12 protein-coding genes and 1 pseudogene are annotated in these 15,758 nt (G+C 57.2%); 5 read left to right on the top strand and 8 right to left on the bottom strand.

Annotated features, from left to right (window positions below; translation table 11 throughout):
• Nucleotides 1-119 precede the first annotated feature (119 nt).
• From NYE85_RS00800 to NYE85_RS00785, 4 genes are all read left to right on the top strand, one after another.
• Nucleotides 120-920 (top strand): threonine/serine exporter ThrE family protein, encoded by an 801-nt coding sequence (locus NYE85_RS00800; RefSeq protein WP_259002434.1) that lies wholly within the window; start codon nt 120-122, stop codon nt 918-920.
• Complete coding sequence (locus tag NYE85_RS00795) at nt 917-1,381, top strand: threonine/serine exporter (protein WP_259002432.1); 465 nt, start codon at nt 917-919, stop codon at nt 1,379-1,381. The genes NYE85_RS00800 and NYE85_RS00795 overlap by 4 nt, the downstream gene beginning before the upstream one ends.
• A gap of 133 nt (nt 1,382-1,514) precedes the next feature.
• Entirely contained in the window at nt 1,515-1,997 is a 483-nt protein-coding gene (gene folA, locus NYE85_RS00790; RefSeq protein ID WP_259002430.1) for a type 3 dihydrofolate reductase, read from the top strand.
• Nucleotides 1,998-2,338: 341 nt separating this feature from the next.
• Complete coding sequence (locus NYE85_RS00785) at nt 2,339-4,228, top strand: PhoX family phosphatase (RefSeq protein WP_259002429.1); 1,890 nt, start codon at nt 2,339-2,341, stop codon at nt 4,226-4,228.
• Between the two features lie 66 nt (nt 4,229-4,294).
• Here the strand turns inward: NYE85_RS00785 and apaH are convergent, their stop codons facing one another.
• The 6 genes from apaH to lptD all read right to left on the bottom strand — a co-directional run bounded on the left by apaH (nt 4,295) and on the right by lptD (nt 11,066).
• Nucleotides 4,295-5,146: a bis(5'-nucleosyl)-tetraphosphatase (symmetrical) ApaH gene (apaH, locus tag NYE85_RS00780; protein WP_259002427.1), complete on the bottom strand. Its 852-nt coding sequence runs from the start codon at nt 5,144-5,146 to the stop codon at nt 4,295-4,297.
• Between the two features lie 2 nt (nt 5,147-5,148).
• Nucleotides 5,149-5,526: a Co2+/Mg2+ efflux protein ApaG gene (gene apaG / locus NYE85_RS00775; RefSeq protein ID WP_259002426.1), complete on the bottom strand. Its 378-nt coding sequence runs from the start codon at nt 5,524-5,526 to the stop codon at nt 5,149-5,151.
• A 12-nt stretch (nt 5,527-5,538) separates the two neighbouring features.
• The gene (gene rsmA / locus NYE85_RS00770) at nt 5,539-6,357 is read right to left on the bottom strand and encodes a 16S rRNA (adenine(1518)-N(6)/adenine(1519)-N(6))-dimethyltransferase RsmA (RefSeq protein ID WP_198773268.1); all 819 of its coding nucleotides are present in this window, start codon (nt 6,355-6,357) and stop codon (nt 5,539-5,541) included.
• Complete coding sequence (pdxA, locus tag NYE85_RS00765; protein ID WP_259002425.1) at nt 6,350-7,342, bottom strand: 4-hydroxythreonine-4-phosphate dehydrogenase PdxA; 993 nt, start codon at nt 7,340-7,342, stop codon at nt 6,350-6,352. The genes rsmA and pdxA overlap by 8 nt, the downstream gene beginning before the upstream one ends.
• The gene (gene surA, locus NYE85_RS00760; RefSeq protein WP_259002424.1) at nt 7,329-8,630 is read right to left on the bottom strand and encodes a peptidylprolyl isomerase SurA; all 1,302 of its coding nucleotides are present in this window, start codon (nt 8,628-8,630) and stop codon (nt 7,329-7,331) included. The genes pdxA and surA overlap by 14 nt, the downstream gene beginning before the upstream one ends.
• A gap of 66 nt (nt 8,631-8,696) precedes the next feature.
• Complete coding sequence (gene lptD / locus NYE85_RS00755) at nt 8,697-11,066, bottom strand: LPS assembly protein LptD (protein WP_259002423.1); 2,370 nt, start codon at nt 11,064-11,066, stop codon at nt 8,697-8,699.
• Between the two features lie 223 nt (nt 11,067-11,289).
• Here lptD and djlA point away from each other — a divergent pair, with 223 nt between their 5' ends.
• Nucleotides 11,290-12,117, top strand: a complete 828-nt coding sequence (gene djlA / locus NYE85_RS00750) for a co-chaperone DjlA (protein WP_259002421.1) — start codon at nt 11,290-11,292, stop codon at nt 12,115-12,117.
• Between the two features lie 73 nt (nt 12,118-12,190).
• Here the strand turns inward: djlA and rluA are convergent.
• Nucleotides 12,191-12,685 (bottom strand): annotated as a pseudogene (gene rluA, locus NYE85_RS00745) (bifunctional tRNA pseudouridine(32) synthase/23S rRNA pseudouridine(746) synthase RluA); the annotation flags it as partial.
• A 53-nt stretch (nt 12,686-12,738) separates the two neighbouring features.
• Nucleotides 12,739-15,645, bottom strand: coding sequence for an RNA polymerase-associated protein RapA (rapA, locus tag NYE85_RS00740; RefSeq protein ID WP_259002419.1), 2,907 nt, complete (start codon nt 15,643-15,645; stop codon nt 12,739-12,741).
• Nucleotides 15,646-15,758 lie beyond the last annotated feature (113 nt).

The raw sequence follows: 15,758 nt of genomic DNA, 5'->3' as shown, positions 1-15,758 counted from the left end.
ATCTCGGTAAAAAAGTCATTGCGTTGATAATAACGCCGAGCACCCTGACGCGCATCAACCCATTGTGGTCAGAATAAGCAATATGATGAACATTCATTCAGCGTGAATCACGGGGCAGTATGAAGCAACAAGCCATCATCAGCATGCCGGAGCCTAACCGGCAACAACGAGACATCACCCGGCTGTGTATTCAATGCGCACTGATGCTGTTACAGCACGGTGCCGAAAGCATGGTGGTCGAACAACTCTCTACCCGACTCGGGCTGGCGTTGGGCATGGACAGCGTGGAAAGCTCGATCTCCGCCAATGCGGTGGTGCTGACGACCATCAGCAACGGAGCCTGTCTGACCACGACGCGCAAGAACATCGATCGCGGTATCAACATGCATATGGTTACCGAGGTGCAGCACGTGGTGATTCTGGCGGAACATCGGCTGGCGGACGTCGACGAGGTGGCAAAGCGCCTCGACAAGATTCGCCCGCTGCGTTACCCACGCGGTCTGGTGGTGCTGATGGTGGCGCTGTCCTGCGGCTGCTTCAGTATGCTCAACGGCGGCGGCAGCGATGCGTTCGCCGTGACCTTTATCGCCAGCGGTCTGGCGATGTGGGTGCGGCAGATGTTGACCGCTCGACAGATGAACCCATTGATCAACTTCTGCCTGACGGCATTTGTCGCCACGTCGGTATCCGGCTTGCTGCTGCGTCTGCCCCTGTTTAACCAGACGGCCAGCGTGGCAATGGCCGCCAGCGTGTTGCTGCTGGTACCGGGTTTTCCGCTGATCAATGCGGTGGCGGATATGTTCAAAGGGCATGTCAATACCGGCCTGGCGCGTTGGGCAATGGCCAGCCTGTTAACGCTTGCCACCTGCATTGGCGTAATAGTGGCGATGTCGCTGTGGGGTTTGCGGGGGTGGTCATGATGCTGTTATGGGCGCTGGTGCGCGACATGCTGCTGGCGGCGGTGCCGGCGCTGGGGTTTGCCATGGTGTTCAACGTGCCATTGCGCGCGCTGCGCTATTGCGCCTTGCTTGGTGCGTTGGGGCACGGCTCGCGCATGCTGCTGATGCTGGCTGGCATCAACGTAGAATGGGCGTCGTTTCTGGCGGCGGTGCTGATTGGCATTATCGGTATATATTGGTCGCGCTGGCTGTTAGCGCATCCGAAAGTATTCACCGTAGCGGCGGTCATCCCGATGTTCCCCGGCATTCCGGCCTATACCGCCATGATTACGCTGGTCGAGATTTCGCACCTTGGCTATAGCGAGGCGCTGATGGCGGTAATGGTGACGCATTTTCTCAAGGCATGTTTTATCGTCGGCGCGCTGTCGATCGGTCTGTCGTTACCGGGATTATGGCTGTATCGCAAACGCCCCGGGGTGTAGCTTAGTGGCGGTAATTATTAGCTATTCTGATAAGAGCTATCTTATATATTCACATTGCTTGTTTGCCCTATCGACGGCCGATGGGGCTTTACGTATAGTGTGAGCAATTTTGCTGCCTATACAGGGTTTAACAATGATTATCAGCCTGATCGCTGCCTTGGCGGCGGATCGCGTAATTGGCATGGAAAACGCCATGCCATGGCATCTGCCTGCCGATTTGGCGTGGTTTAAACGTAATACGTTAAATAAGCCGGTCATTATGGGCCGCAAGACGTTTGAGTCGATTGGCCGCCCGTTGCCGGGGCGCCATAACATCGTGTTGAGCAGCCGAGCGGGCGTCGACACCGGCGTGACCTGGGCAACCTCGCTGGATGAAGCGCTGGCTGCCGCGGGCGACGTGGAAGAAGTGATGGTGATGGGCGGCGGGCGTATCTATAGCCAGTTCCTGGCGCGTGCCAACCGCATGTACCTGACACACATCGACGCAGAAGTCGGTGGTGATACGCATTTCCCGGACTACGAACCAGACGAATGGGAAACCTCGTTTAGCGAATTCCATGACGCAGACGAACAGAACTCGCACAGCTACTGTTTTGAAATTCTCGAACGTCGTTAATCGACGGGTCATGCAGCTTAAGCTGTAAAAGGCTCGCAGGGGGGCAAAGCGATTGCGCCCCTGAGGTTCCCCTCCTCAGCCCCACACGTTGAACGCTATGCGGCACCGATCGGGTTAGCGCACGGGGCAGCAACGCGCCAGTCTGGCGGTCATCCGGCATGCAGAGGATTTTAAGCGCTTTGTTTTCGCGAACTATTTTGCTTTTGCCGGCAAATTGCGCCTCTGGCTGACATCTGTAACATTTTCGTCACACTTCCTGATTAGTATGAAGCCCAACCTTGAGCGCCTCGGCAACTCTGGTGACCTTTGATCGTGGCGCCGTCTACCAGGAAGCGAAAATCATGACCAATAAAATTGAGCAATTAAATGCCGATCGCCTGATCGATCCTACTCGTCGTAAATTGCTGCTGGGCAGCGCCGGTGCCGTTGGCCTGGCCGGTTTCCTCGGCGGTGGTATCTTGAGCGTGTCGGCCGAAGCGCTGGCCGAAGATCTGCCGGCAAACAGGCTGCTGGGCTTTAAAGGGATTGCTGCTTCTACCGCCGATGAGGTGGTGATTGCTCCGGGATACCAGGCCGAAGTGCTGATCTCCTGGGGGGAGCCGCTGGTTGATGGCGCGGCGCCGTTTGATGCCAATGGCGGTAACAGCGCGGCCGATCAGGAAAAACAGTTCGGCGATAACAACGATGGTATGAGCTTCTTCCCGATCGACGAGCGCCACGGGGTAATGGCGATCAATAACGAATACGTTAACGAGCAATACCTGTTCGCCCATGGCGGCAGCAAGGCCACCAGTCTGGAAGACGTGCGCAAGTCTCAGGCTGGGCACGGCGTCTCGATTGTGGCGGTGAAACGCATTGGCGATACGCAGCGCTGGGAGGTTGAGCGTCCATCGCGCTACAACCGCCGCATTACCGCCAATAGCGAAATGCAATTCAGCGGCCCGGCAGCCGGCCATCCGCTGCTGCAAACCGCCGCCGACCCGTCCGGGCGTAAGGTGCTTGGCACCTTTGGCAACTGCGCCAACGGTAAAACGCCGTGGGGCACCTATCTGACCTGCGAAGAGAACTTCGATACCTATTTCGGCACCAAACAGGCCGATTATAAAACCACGCCGGAACAGCAGCGCTACACGCTCAACGTCAGCGAGCCAGAACGCAACTGGCCGGATTTTGACGACCGTTTCGACGTGGCGAAGAATCCGAACGAATTTAACCGCCACGGCTGGATTGTGGAAATCGACCCGATGAATCCGACCTCGACGCCGATAAAACACACCGCGCTGGGGCGTTTTAAGCATGAAAATGCCGCAGTAACCGTGGCTAAGGACGGGCGCCTGGTGGTGTATATGGGCGACGATGAACGCGGCGAGCATATCTATAAATACGTTTCCAAAGGCAAGGTTGACGTCGCCAACCCGGCGAATAATCGCGGCCTGCTGGATGACGGCACGCTGTACGTGGCGCAGTTTGACGGCGACGCCAACGGTACGCCGCTTAAAGGCAAAGGGCGCTGGATCGCGCTGGAGTTCGGCAAAAATGGCCTGACGCCGGAAAACGGCTTCCGTGATGCGGCAGAAGTGCTGATCTTTGCCCGCAAGGCCGCCGCGCAGGTTGGCGCAACCAAAATGGATCGCCCGGAATGGATCGCGGTCAATCCGCATGACGGGCGTGCCTACTGCACCTTGACCAACAACAGCAAGCGCGGCGAAGAAGGCATGCCGTTGAATGCCGCCAACCCGCGGCCAAAGAACGTTTACGGCCAGATTATCCGCTGGGACGAAGGCGGTGATGCGACGGCGGAAACGTTCTCGTGGGATATTTATGTGCTGTGCGGCAATCCGATTGCCTATCCGGAAGGGGTCAACCGTGGCACGCCAAACATTACGGCGGAAAATACGTTTAACAGTCCGGATGGTCTGGGGTTCGATAAGGCGGGGCGCCTATGGATCCTGACCGATGGCAAGTACAGTAATAAAGGCGATTATCAGGGGCAGGGTAACAATCAGATGCTGGTGGGCGATCCGCAAAGCGGCGAGATCCGCCGCTTTATGGTAGGACCGAAATCATGCGAACTGACCGGCATTACCTTCACGCCAGATTACAAAACGATGTTTGTCAACGTCCAGCACCCTGGAGAGGAAGGCGATTCCCACTTCCCGAATAACAGTCCGCGTCCACGCTCTTCGGTATTGATGATCACCCGCAAAGACGGCGGGGTGATTGGCGCCTGACCCGGCTGGCCAGACTTGATGAACAAGGGCGCAAACGGCGCCCTTGTTCATTGTACGCCGAGTCGGTTATGACGCCGCCAGCGTATCGCTGCCGTCCAGCATTTCCCGCCGGTTGGACGGCTGGGTAAAGTAGCGTTTATCCTCCCAGCGCAACATCGTCAGCTCTCCACCCCAGCAGCAGCCGGTATCGAGCGCAATAATCCCGTCAGGGGTACCCTTGCCCTCCAGCGACGCCCAATGGCCAAAGATGATGGTGTACTGCGGGTCCACCAGACGCGGCAGGGAAAACCAGGGTTTTAGCGGCGCGGGCGCGGTGCCCGGCGCGTCTTTGCTGATCATGTCCAGTTGACCGTTCGGGAAGCAGTAGCGCATGCGCGTCAGGGCGTTGGTGCTAAAACGCAAACGTGCCAGGCCGCTCAGTTCGGGACTCCAGTTGTTCGGCATGTCGCCGTACATGGCATCGAGAAACAGCGGATAGCTATCGCTGCTGAGCACCGCTTCGACTTCGCGCGCGCAGGTTTTGGCGGTTGCAATATCCCACTGCGGCGTGATGCCGGCATGCGCCATGATCAGCTGCTGCTGCTCATCCACCTGCAATACCGGTTGGCGGCGCAGCCAGTTGATCAGTTCGTCGGCGTCAGGTGCTTCCAGTAGCGGGGTTATGCGATCCTTGGGCTTATTGCGGCTAATGCCGGCGTACACCGCCAGCAAATGCAGATCGTGATTGCCCAATACCATGCGTACTGCCGGGCCGAGCGAGCGCACAAAGCGCAACACTTCCAGCGATCCCGGCCCACGGGCCACCAGATCGCCGGTTAACCACAGCGTATCCTGCTGCGGATCAAAAGAAACCTGAGCTAATAGCGACTTGAGTTCATCGAAACAGCCATGAACGTCACCGATAAGATATGTCGACATAGTTAGTGGATCAGCGTTGGGATAGCGAGTCGGAAGACGGGAATAGCGGTGCGGAACGACTGACCCAGATGATCAACCATCTCGTAGTGGCCTTCCATGGTGCCCAGCGGCGTTTCGAGGATCGCGCCGCTGGTATATTGGAATTCACTGCCGGGCAGAATGATTGGCTGTTCGCCAACCACGCCTTCGCCCTGAACTTCAGTTTGCCGACCGTTGCTGTTGGTAATCAACCAGTAACGGCCAAGCAGTTGCACGTTGAAACGCCCCAGATTGCGAATAGTGATGGTATAGGCGAAGACATAGCGCTCGTCTTCCGGCTGCGACTGTGATTCCACATAGACGCTTTGTACCTGAACACACACACGGGGTGAATCAATCATGGTTTCGACTCCTTATTGCTGCGGCGCCGGTTTGGCTGATAGCCAGTTTGCCAGCTGGCAGTATTGCGCCACAGAAATATTTTCTGCTCTGAGCGTAGGATCGACACCGAGCTCGCTCAGCTGTTCCGGCGTGAACAAATCGCCAAGGCTGTTACGCACGGTTTTACGACGCTGATTAAAAGCCTGGGTGGTTATGCGGCTCAGCATGCGAACATCGCTGACGGTATGCGGCATGACAACATGCGGAACCAGACGTACCACGGCAGAGTCCACTTTTGGCGGCGGCGCGAACGCGGTTGGCGGAACTTCCAGCACCGGAATAACGTTGCAATAATATTGCGCCATTACCGATAAACGGCCATAGGCCTTGCTGTTCGGGCCGGCAACCAGGCGATTAACCACTTCTTTCTGCAACATAAAATGCATGTCGCGAATAGCCTGAGTATAGCTGAAAAGGTGGAACATCAGCGGTGTCGAAATATTATACGGCAGGTTACCAAACACGCGCAGCGGTTGACCAGCCTGTTCGGCCATTTCGGAGAAATTGACCGTCATGGCATCTTGCTGGTGAATGGTCAGTTTGTCTTTCAGCTGTGGGTGACTGGCAAGGCGGGCCGCCAGATCGCGGTCCAGCTCAATCACCGTCATGCGATCCATGCGAGCGCCGACCGGCTCGGTCAATGCGCCAAGCCCTGGGCCGATTTCAACCACCGCTTCACCCGGTTGCGGGTGAATGGCGGAAACGATGCTATCGATGACAAACTGATCGGTTAAAAAGTTCTGTCCAAAGCGTTTGCGGGCAAAATGCCCTTGGTGGACTCTATTATTCATTACAATTATTTATCATTTTAATGGCGAGATTTAACGCCGTTTTGAAACTGCCCACGTCGGCGGTGCCGGTGCCGGCCAGTTCCAGCGCGGTACCGTGATCCACCGAGGTACGGATAAAAGGTAAGCCGAGCGTGATATTCACCGCGCGGCCGAACCCTTGGTATTTTAGCACTGGCAGACCCTGATCGTGATACATCGCCAGCACCGCGTCTGCATGTTGCAGATACTTTGGCTGGAACAGCGTATCGGCCGGCAGCGGACCCGTCAGCGCAATGCCGCGAGCGCGCAACGCGGTCAGCGCCGGAATGATCACGTCCAGTTCTTCACGGCCCATATGGCCGCCTTCCCCGGCATGCGGGTTGAGCCCGCAAACATAAATCTGCGGCTGCGCGATACCAAACTTGGTTTTCAAATCATGATCAAGAATGGTGATCACTTCGTGCAGGCTTTGCTCGGTAATGGCGCCCGGCACTGCCAGTAACGGCAGGTGCGTGGTAGCCAACGCGACGCGCAATTCTTTGGTAGCCAGCATCATTACTACCCGATCGCGCTGGCTGCGTTCGGCGAAAAATTCGGTGTGTCCGCTAAACGGCACGCCGGCATCGTTGATGATGCTCTTGTTGACCGGGCCGGTGATCAGTGCGGCGAATTCACCGTTCAGACAGCCGTCACAGGCGCGCGCCAGGCTGTCCACCACGTAGCTGCTGTTGCTGACGTCCAACTGACCGGCAATCGCCGGCGTCGCCAGTGCGATCGGCAACACCGTCAGACTGCCGGCTTGCTGGGGCTGGGCCGCGACGCCCGGCTGATACTCGCGCAGCTGCAGCGGCAGCTTCAACTGCTGTGCACGCGCAAGCAACAGGGCCGGATCGGCGCACACCACCAGCTCTACAGGCCATGCCTGCTGCGCCAGCGCTATCACCAGATCCGGCCCCACCCCGGCGGGTTCACCGGGGGTAATCACCAGACGATTATTGTTGTGCATCGCTGCCATCAAGAATTTTTACGTAGGCGGCAGCGCGCTGTTCTTGCATCCAGGTTTGCGCTTCTTCGGCAAACTTGCGGTTGAACAGCATGCGGTACGCACGTTCTTTCTGCGCCGCATCGGTTTTATCTACCTGGCGGGTATCCAGCAATTGGATCAGGTGCCAGCCAAATGCCGAATGCACCGGTTGGCTGACTTCGCCTTTTTGCAGTTTCAGCAGCGCATCGCGGAAGGCCGGGTCATAGATATCCGGTGACGCCCAACCCAGGTCGCCGCCCTGCAGGGCAGAACCAGGATCCTGAGACAGCTGTTTGGCTTCGTCAGCGAATTTGGCTTTGCCGCTTTTGACTGCTGCTGCCACTTCTTCCAGTTTCGCCCGCGCCTGATCGTCAGTCATCACCACCGACGGTTTCAGCAGGATGTGACGTGCGTGAACTTCGGTAACCGAAATGGACTGGCTGGCGCCACGCAGATCGTTGACCTTCAGGATATGGAAGCCAACGCCTGAACGGATGGGACCGACGATATCGCCTTTTTTGGCGCTGACCAGGCGTTCGGCAAACAGGGTAGGGATCTCTTGCAGTTTGCCCCAGCCCATATTACCGCCCTTCAGTGCCTGCGAGTCGGCAGAATAGGTGATAGCCAGCTTGCCGAAGTCGGCACCGCTGTTGATTTCGCCGATCAGGCGCTTGGCCAGCGTTTCCGCTTCATCAACCTGTTGCTGCGACGGGTTTTCCGGCAGCGGGATCAGGATGTGGCTGATGTTCATTTCGGTGTCGCTGCCATTTTGCGCCCCGACCTGCTTCGCCAGTGCATCAACTTCCTGCGGCAGGATGGTGACGCGACGACGCACCTCGTTGTTGCGCACTTCGGTGATCAGCATCTCTTTGCGGATCTGCGAACGGTAAGTGTTGTAGTTCAACCCTTCGTAAGCCAGACGGCTGCGCAGCTGATCGGTGGACATGCGGTTTTGCGCGGCGATATTGGCGATGGCTTTATCCAGATCGGCATCGGTGACGTTGATGCCCATTTTCTTGGCCATCTGCAACTGGATGTTATCCATGATCAAACGCTCGAGGATCTGATGACGCAGCGTTTTATCGTCTGGCAATTGCTGGCCGGCCTGCTGCGCATTGAGCTTCACCGACTGCAGTAAGCCATTGACGTCGCTCTCGAGTACCACGCCGTTATCCACGACGGCGGCGACTTTATCCACTTCTTGGGGTGCTGCGAACGCGGCATTGGCACAAACCACCAATCCGAGAATAAGCGTTCTCCAGTTCTTCATACATTTCCCATTATGTAATCCGCAAATGCGGGTGAAAGTTCTCGTTTTTCAAAGTATTACAGAACATCAAAACGCACGTTGGTATGGCAGAATGCCTGAACGCAGCATTTCACCGGAACCGAGACTATGATCGCTGCTCAGGCCACGCAGTTCGATGTTGAATGAAACTTTGTTGTCATATTTGCTGGACTGATTACCTGTATCCCATTCGGTAATCTTGCGTTCGTAACCGAGGTTAACCGCCCAGCAGCAGGTGTTGTAACGCAGGCCAACCAGTTGATCTGCGGACTGTTGCGCGCGAGTGTCGTAGTAGTAAGCCCCGACGATCGCCCAACGATCGGCAATTGGCCAACTGGCGGTAACGCCCACCTGCGAAATGCCGTCCTGATAGCCCGGGCTGGTGACCTGCGGCAACGTTGCCTGGATATATTCCGGGCTGGCGTAGCGGTAGTTCAACTGCACCATGCGGTTTTCGTCCTGACGGTACTCCAGCACTGCATCACCGAGCGCTACGCTGTCGAGGCGAGTGTCATATTGCACCCCGCCGCGCAGACCCCAACGATCGTCGATCTTCCAATAGGTGTCGCCGGCCCATACCAGGCTACCGGTGTCATCATTGTTGTCGTAACCGGAGTTCTGATCGCCGGTGCGCGAACGACTGAAGTAATAGATTTGACCCACAGAAACGTTGAAACGTTCAACCAGCGCATCATCATAAACGCGCGACGTTACCCCGGCGGCCAGACGGTTCTGCGAGGCAATCCGATCCAGACCGCTGTAGGTGCGGTCGCGGAACAGGCCGGAATAGTCGGTCTGCAGCAGCGTGGAGTCGTAGGAATAGATGTTGCTCTGATCGCGATACGGCACGTACAGGTATTGCAGGCGCGGTTCCAGCGTCTGGGTATAATCCTTCGCCCAGTCCATGTTGCGGTCGAATACCATCTTGCCGTCAACCTTGAACTGCGGCAGTACACGATTGACCGAGTCGTCCAGCTCTGGCGCGTCGCGGCCGGTACGGCTCTTGTAGTTGCCGGCGAAACCGTCCGGAATATCCTGCTGGTAGTGCGTCGCCATCAGCTTGATTTCGCTGTTGAGCGAGCCCCAGCCGTTGGTCAACGGCAGGTTCAGCGTCGGCTCAAGGTGCAGGCGCGTGGCGTCCGGGCTGTAAGGGTTGATGTTGACGAACTTGGCCGCCTGGCCGTAAACGCGGAAGTCGAACGGACCAAGGTCATTCTTGTAATAGTTGAGGTCAATCTGCGGCAATACCTTGTAGGTATCCGCACTGGTACGGCTGGTATTGTCGTAGATCTGGAACTGCTTGGACGAGATGGTGGCGTCAAAGTTCTCATCGGCATAGCCGGCGCTGAATTTTTGCGTCGCGTAACCATCGGTAGTGGAACCGTACAACGAGTCCAGATCGTTAAAGTATTGCGAGTCGCTGACCTTGGTGTAGTCAACGTTGAAGCGCCACACCTGATCCATCACGCCGCTATGGTTCCAGTAGAACAGCCAGCGGGTATCGTTGCTGTCCTGCGGGTTGTCCTTGTTGTATTCGCTGTCGTTTGGCAGCCAGTCAAATTCGATGGTGCCGGCGCCCGGTTGCGTCAGGTAACGGAACTCGTTCTGGAGTTGCAGACCGCGTTTGGTCATGTAATGCGGCGTAATGGTGGCGTCGAAGTTGGGCGCGATGTTCCAGTAATACGGCAGCATGAATTCGAAGCCGTTATTGCTGCCATATTTCGCATTGGGGATCAGGAAGCCGGAACGCCGCTTGTCGCCCACCGGCAATTGCAGATACGGGCTGTAGAACACCGGAACGCCGCCGATTTTAAAGCGTGCATTCCATATTTCCGCTACTTGCTCTTCACGGTCGTGGATCACTTCGGAGCCGACTACGCTCCAGCTGTTGTCGCCCGGCAGGCAAGAGGTAAAGGTGCCATTTTCCAGAATGGTGTAGCGATTCTGGCCGCGCATTTTCATCTTGTCCGCGTCACCGCGCCCCTGACGGCCAACCATCTGGTAATCACCCTGGTAGACATCGGTGTCCTTGGTGTTCAGGTTTGACCAGGCCTTCGGCCCTTTCAGCTTGATTTGGTTATCGTCGTAGTGCACATCGCCAGTGGCGGTGACGGTGCGGATCGGATCGGCCTGACCCGGCTCCTGCTTCTGGTTCAGTTCGACCTGTTTCGCCGTCAGCGTACTGTTGCCCTGTTCGATTTTTACATCACCGCTGAATAACGCGCTCCCCGGATAGTCGGCGCGGGAATCATCGGAATTGATGGTGACCGGCAGGCTGTTGGGGTCGCCGCTGACCAGCGGTTTGTCATAGGTAGGAACGCCGAGCATGCACTGCTCGGCCAGATCAGCCAGCGCATGCTGACTGTAGAGTGCCGTCCAAATCATTGTGGCCAGCAGTGTTGGGAAACTTTTTTTCATACGCGGTTTTGGTGTTCCGTCATCAGAGGCGTCATGTCCGGCAAACGGTCAGAGACTATATCACTCATCTGCGTTGCGCTAGTTAAATCCTGCCGTTTAACTGCGTCGTTGTTAGGCGCAGCGATAAATGACAGGTATGATAATCGAAATCTTGGGAAAAATCGCCTAACCCTTAGCTATTGCGGCGGGGCATTGCGCTGAAAGTAATATAATTGAGGAGTATATGCAGTATTGGGGAAAACTGCTCGGAGTCATTGTCGCCATTTGGTCTGGCGCGGGCTTCTGGGGCGTAGTTTTGGGGCTGATTGTCGGCCATATGATCGATACTGCGCGCAACAATAAGCGCAGCCGAGGCTTTTTCGCTGACCAGCAAACGCGGCAAACGCTGTTTTTCCGCACCACATTTCAGGTAATGGGGCACCTCACCAAATCAAAAGGGCGCGTTACCGAGGCTGACATACAAATCGCCAGCCTGTTTATGGATCGCATGCAGCTACACGGCGAAGCGCGTACCGCTGCCCAGCAGGCGTTTCGTGAAGGCAAGCAGGGCAATTTCCCGTTGCGAGAGACCCTGCAGCAGTTTCGCAGCATCTGTTTCGGTCGTTTCGATCTGATTAGGATGTTTCTGGAAATTCAGATCCAGGCGGCGTTTGCCGATGGCTCGCTGCACCCGAACGAACGTCAGGTGCTGTATGTGATTGCCGAAGAGCTGGGCATTTCACGCGCGCAGTTCGATCAGTTCCTACGCATGATGGAAGGCGGCCAGCAGTTTGGCGGCGGCTATCATCAACAGGGCGGTTATTCGCACGGCGGTCACCGGCAGGCGCAACGTGGGCCGACGCTGGAAGACGCCTGCAAGGTGCTGGGGGTAGACAGCAGTGATGACGCCACCACTATCAAGCGCGCCTACCGCAAGCTGATGAGCGAACATCACCCGGATAAACTGGTAGCGAAAGGCCTGCCGCCGGAAATGATGGAAATGGCCAAGCAGAAGGCGCAGGAGATTCAGGCGGCGTATGACCTGATCAAGCGTGAGAAAGGCTTCAAATAACGATACCCGTACTTTATGTACGCTCTCGGGGTGCGCTTGGTTGCCGCCGCGACGCAACGCCAATTATTTAGGGTATCTCGAGGCGCAGCTGGTGCGAACGTCCGGTAATCGGCGTCAGCTTGACACGCGTGCTGCCATCGGCGTCGCGTGACAGCACCTGGTATTCTGTCTGGGCCGATTTACCGGTTTCAAAACACACTTTCTGCAATGGCCGATTCGGCCAGTCGCAAATCAGCGGCAAATCCACCATCCCCTCGTCATGTTCCAGATGGCCCCAGACCCGGGCAATGTAGGATTTCTTGGGTTCACGTTCGCGAAACTGGCGCTTCAGTTCACGCTCGGCGGGCTTGTTCAACGCCACCACAATCACCCCGCTGGTGGCCATATCCAGCCGATGCACCGATTCGGCCGCTGGAAAGTCGGCCTGAATACGCGTCATCAGACTGTCCTTGTTTTCCGGCGCGCGGCCGGGTACCGACAGCAAACCACTGGGCTTATTGACCACAATGATATGTTCATCCTGATACAGAATGTGCATCGGACCGGTAGGGGGATGGTAGGGTTGCATGACAGCTCCGCTTGAGGGCCTGACGGGGAGCCGAAGCCCCCCGTTGCGGCGAGTTACTGGTGAGTGACCACCACCAGGCGAATAGCGTCCAGACGCCATCCTGCTTCGTTCAGGTTTGCCAGTACCTGCCTGCGGTTGAACTCCAGTGCTTCGACTTCGTCGTCACGGATGTTCGGGTTGACCGCTTTCAGCGCTTCCAGACGCGCCAGCTCGGTGCTCAGCCGGTCGTCCGCTTCCTGTTTCGCCTGCTCAATCAGCGTGCGCGCTTCGGCTTCAACCAGGCCTTCTGCCTGCTGCAGCATGGCGTGAACGTCCTGTTGTACGGCGTTCACCAGCTTGCTTGAGGTGTGGCGGTTAACCGCGTTCAATTGACGATTGAAGCTCTCAAACTCCACCTGCGCCGCCAGATTGCTGCCTTTACGATCCATCAGCATGCGAATCGGTGTCGGCGGCAGGAAGCGGGTCAACTGCAGGTGCTTCGGCGCCTGCGCCTCAACCACATATACCAGTTCAACCAGCAGCGTGCCGACCGGCAGCGCCTTGTTCTTCAGCAGGGAAACCGCGCAGCTGCCGGTGTCGCCGGACAAAATCAGGTCGAGACCGTTACGGATGATCGGGTGTTCCCAACTGACGAACTGGGCATCTTCACGCGATAGTGCGCGATCGCGATCGAACGTCACGGTGCAGCCATCCTGCGGCAAGCCAGGGAAGTCCGGTACCAGCATGTGATCGGACGGGGTCAGCACGATCAGGCTATCGCTGCGATCTTCCTGATTGATGCCGACAATGTCGAACAGGTTAAGCGCGAAGCCCACCAGATTGACGTCATTGTCCTGCTCGGCAATAGCATCGGCCAGCGCCTGCGCCTTGTCGCCGCCGTTGGAGTGCATCTCCAGCAGGCGGTCGCGACCCTGCTCCAGCTGGATTTTCAACCGATCATGCTGCTGACGACAGGCGTGGATAAACTCATCCAGACCTTCCTGTTCGGTCGGCGCTGCCAGATAGCCGATCAGGCGTTCGTAGCTGCTGTCATAAATGGTACGACCGGTTGGGCAGGTGTGTTCGAAGGCGTCCAGCCCTTCATGGAACCAGCGCCCCAGTACTGCCTGCGCGGTGTTTTCCAGGTATGGCACCATGATCTGGATGTCGTGCAACTGACCGATGCGATCGAGACGACCGATACGTTGCTCCAGCAAATCGGGGTTGAACGGCAGATCGAACATCACCAGATGGCTGGCAAACTGGAAGTTGCGGCCTTCGGAGCCGATTTCGGAACATAGCAGCACCTGCGCACCGTCCTCTTCCGAGGCGAAGTAGGCAGCGGCGCGGTCACGTTCGATAATCGACAGCCCTTCGTGGAATACCGCTGCGCGGATCGCTTCACGTTCGCGCAATACCTGTTCCAGCTGCAGCGCGGTGGCGGCCTTGGCGCAGATCACCAGCACTTTTTCGTGGCGGTTGGCCAGCAGATAGTTCAGCAGCCATTCAACGCGTGGGTCAAAGTTCCACCAGGTGGCGTTCTCGCCTTCAAACTCCTGATAGATCTGCTCCGGGTACAGCATATCGCGTGCCCGCGCTTCGACGCTCTTTTTGGCGCCCATAATGCCAGACACCTTGATTGCCGTCTGATATTGGGTCGGCAACGGCAGCTTGATCTGATGCAGATGACGATGCGGGAAGCCTTTCACGCCGTTACGGGTGTTACGGAACAGCACCCGGCTGGTGCCGTGGCGATCCATCAGCATGGTGACCAGTTCCTGACGTGCCGACTCGGCTTGGTCGTCGTGGCTGTTGGCCGCCTTCAGCAGCGGTTCGATGTCCTGTTCATCGATAAGCTCTCCCAACAGGTTAAGCTTATCGTCAGCCAGCCGTTCGCCGCTCAGCAGCAGAGTGACCGCATCGGCGATCGGGCGGTATTTCTGCTGTTCGGTGACAAATTCCTGATAGTCGTGGAAACGGCTCGGATCCAGCAGGCGCAAACGGGCAAAGTGGCTCTGCTGGCCCAGCTGTTCTGGCGTTGCGGTCAGCAGCAGTACGCCGGGAATATGCTCGGCCAGTTGTTCGATAACCTGATACTCACGGCTTGGCGCTTCTTCGCTCCAGGCCAGGTGGTGTGCTTCGTCAACCACCAGCAGGTCCCATTGCGCGTCTGCCAGCTCTTCCAGGCGCTGCTTGTTGCGGCGCACAAAGTCCAGCGAGCAGATCACCAGCTGTTCGGTTTCGAACGGGTTGCTGCTGTCGAGCTTGGCTTCGGCGTAGCGGCTGTCATCGAACAGCGAGAAGTACAGGTTGAAGCGGCGCATCATTTCGACCAGCCACTGGTGCTGCAAGGTTTCCGGCACCACGATCAGCACACGCTCGGCGCGCCCGGCCAGCAGCTGCTGGTGAATAATCATGCCGGCTTCGATGGTTTTGCCCAGCCCGACTTCATCGGCCAGCAACACGCGCGGTGCATGGCGCTGGCCGACTTCGTAGGCGATATGCAACTGGTGCGGGATCAGGTTGGCGCGCATGCCGCGCAGACCGGCGAACGGCAGGCGGTATTGCTCGCTCTGATATTTGCGGGCGCGAAAACGCAGCGCAAAACGGTCCATGCGATCGATCTGGCCGGCAAACAGGCGGTCTTGCGGTTTGCTGAAGGTCAATTTGCTGTCCAGCAGCACTTCGCGCATTGCCACGCCGCTTTCCTGGGTGTCCAGGCGGGTCCCGATGTAGGTCAGCAGTCCGTTATCTTCTTTTACTTCCTCAACCAGCAGTTGCCAACCTTCGTGGTTGCTGATGGTGTCTCCCGGGTTGAACATTACGCGGGTGATCGGCGAGTCATTTCTGGCATAGAGGCGGTTTTCGCCGGTGGCGGGGAAAAGCAGAGTAATCATCCGCGCGTCCAGCGCTACGACGGTTCCCAGTCCTAACTCGCTTTCCGTATCGCTGATCCAGCGTTGACCAAGTGTAAAAGGCATATATTGTCGGCTCGATTCTTTAAGTAAGTCCTGTCGCTACGGTGCAGCGACCTGTATTAAACCCGATTTATTGTGATTTGGCGGGCAATAGCTATAGCTCCCATGTATACGTT

The organism is Serratia sp. AKBS12 (assembly GCF_024793895.1).
Taxonomy (GTDB): Bacteria; Pseudomonadota; Gammaproteobacteria; order Enterobacterales; family Enterobacteriaceae; genus Serratia_F.
The sequence above is the reverse complement of the archived record's forward strand: the minus strand, read 5'-3'. Positions and strand labels throughout refer to the sequence as shown.

Coding starts and splice junctions, on each gene's coding strand:
- NYE85_RS00800 (WP_259002434.1), top strand. CDS start 120: ATGAAGCAACAAGCCATCATCAGCATGCCGGAGCCTAACCGGCAACAA.
- NYE85_RS00795 (WP_259002432.1), top strand. CDS start 917: ATGATGCTGTTATGGGCGCTGGTGCGCGACATGCTGCTGGCGGCGGTG.
- folA (WP_259002430.1), top strand. CDS start 1,515: ATGATTATCAGCCTGATCGCTGCCTTGGCGGCGGATCGCGTAATTGGC.
- NYE85_RS00785 (WP_259002429.1), top strand. CDS start 2,339: ATGACCAATAAAATTGAGCAATTAAATGCCGATCGCCTGATCGATCCT.
- apaH (WP_259002427.1), bottom strand. CDS start 5,146: ATGTCGACATATCTTATCGGTGACGTTCATGGCTGTTTCGATGAACTC.
- apaG (WP_259002426.1), bottom strand. CDS start 5,526: ATGATTGATTCACCCCGTGTGTGTGTTCAGGTACAAAGCGTCTATGTG.
- rsmA (WP_198773268.1), bottom strand. CDS start 6,357: ATGAATAATAGAGTCCACCAAGGGCATTTTGCCCGCAAACGCTTTGGA.
- pdxA (WP_259002425.1), bottom strand. CDS start 7,342: ATGCACAACAATAATCGTCTGGTGATTACCCCCGGTGAACCCGCCGGG.
- surA (WP_259002424.1), bottom strand. CDS start 8,630: ATGAAGAACTGGAGAACGCTTATTCTCGGATTGGTGGTTTGTGCCAAT.
- lptD (WP_259002423.1), bottom strand. CDS start 11,066: ATGAAAAAAAGTTTCCCAACACTGCTGGCCACAATGATTTGGACGGCA.
- djlA (WP_259002421.1), top strand. CDS start 11,290: ATGCAGTATTGGGGAAAACTGCTCGGAGTCATTGTCGCCATTTGGTCT.
- rapA (WP_259002419.1), bottom strand. CDS start 15,645: ATGCCTTTTACACTTGGTCAACGCTGGATCAGCGATACGGAAAGCGAG.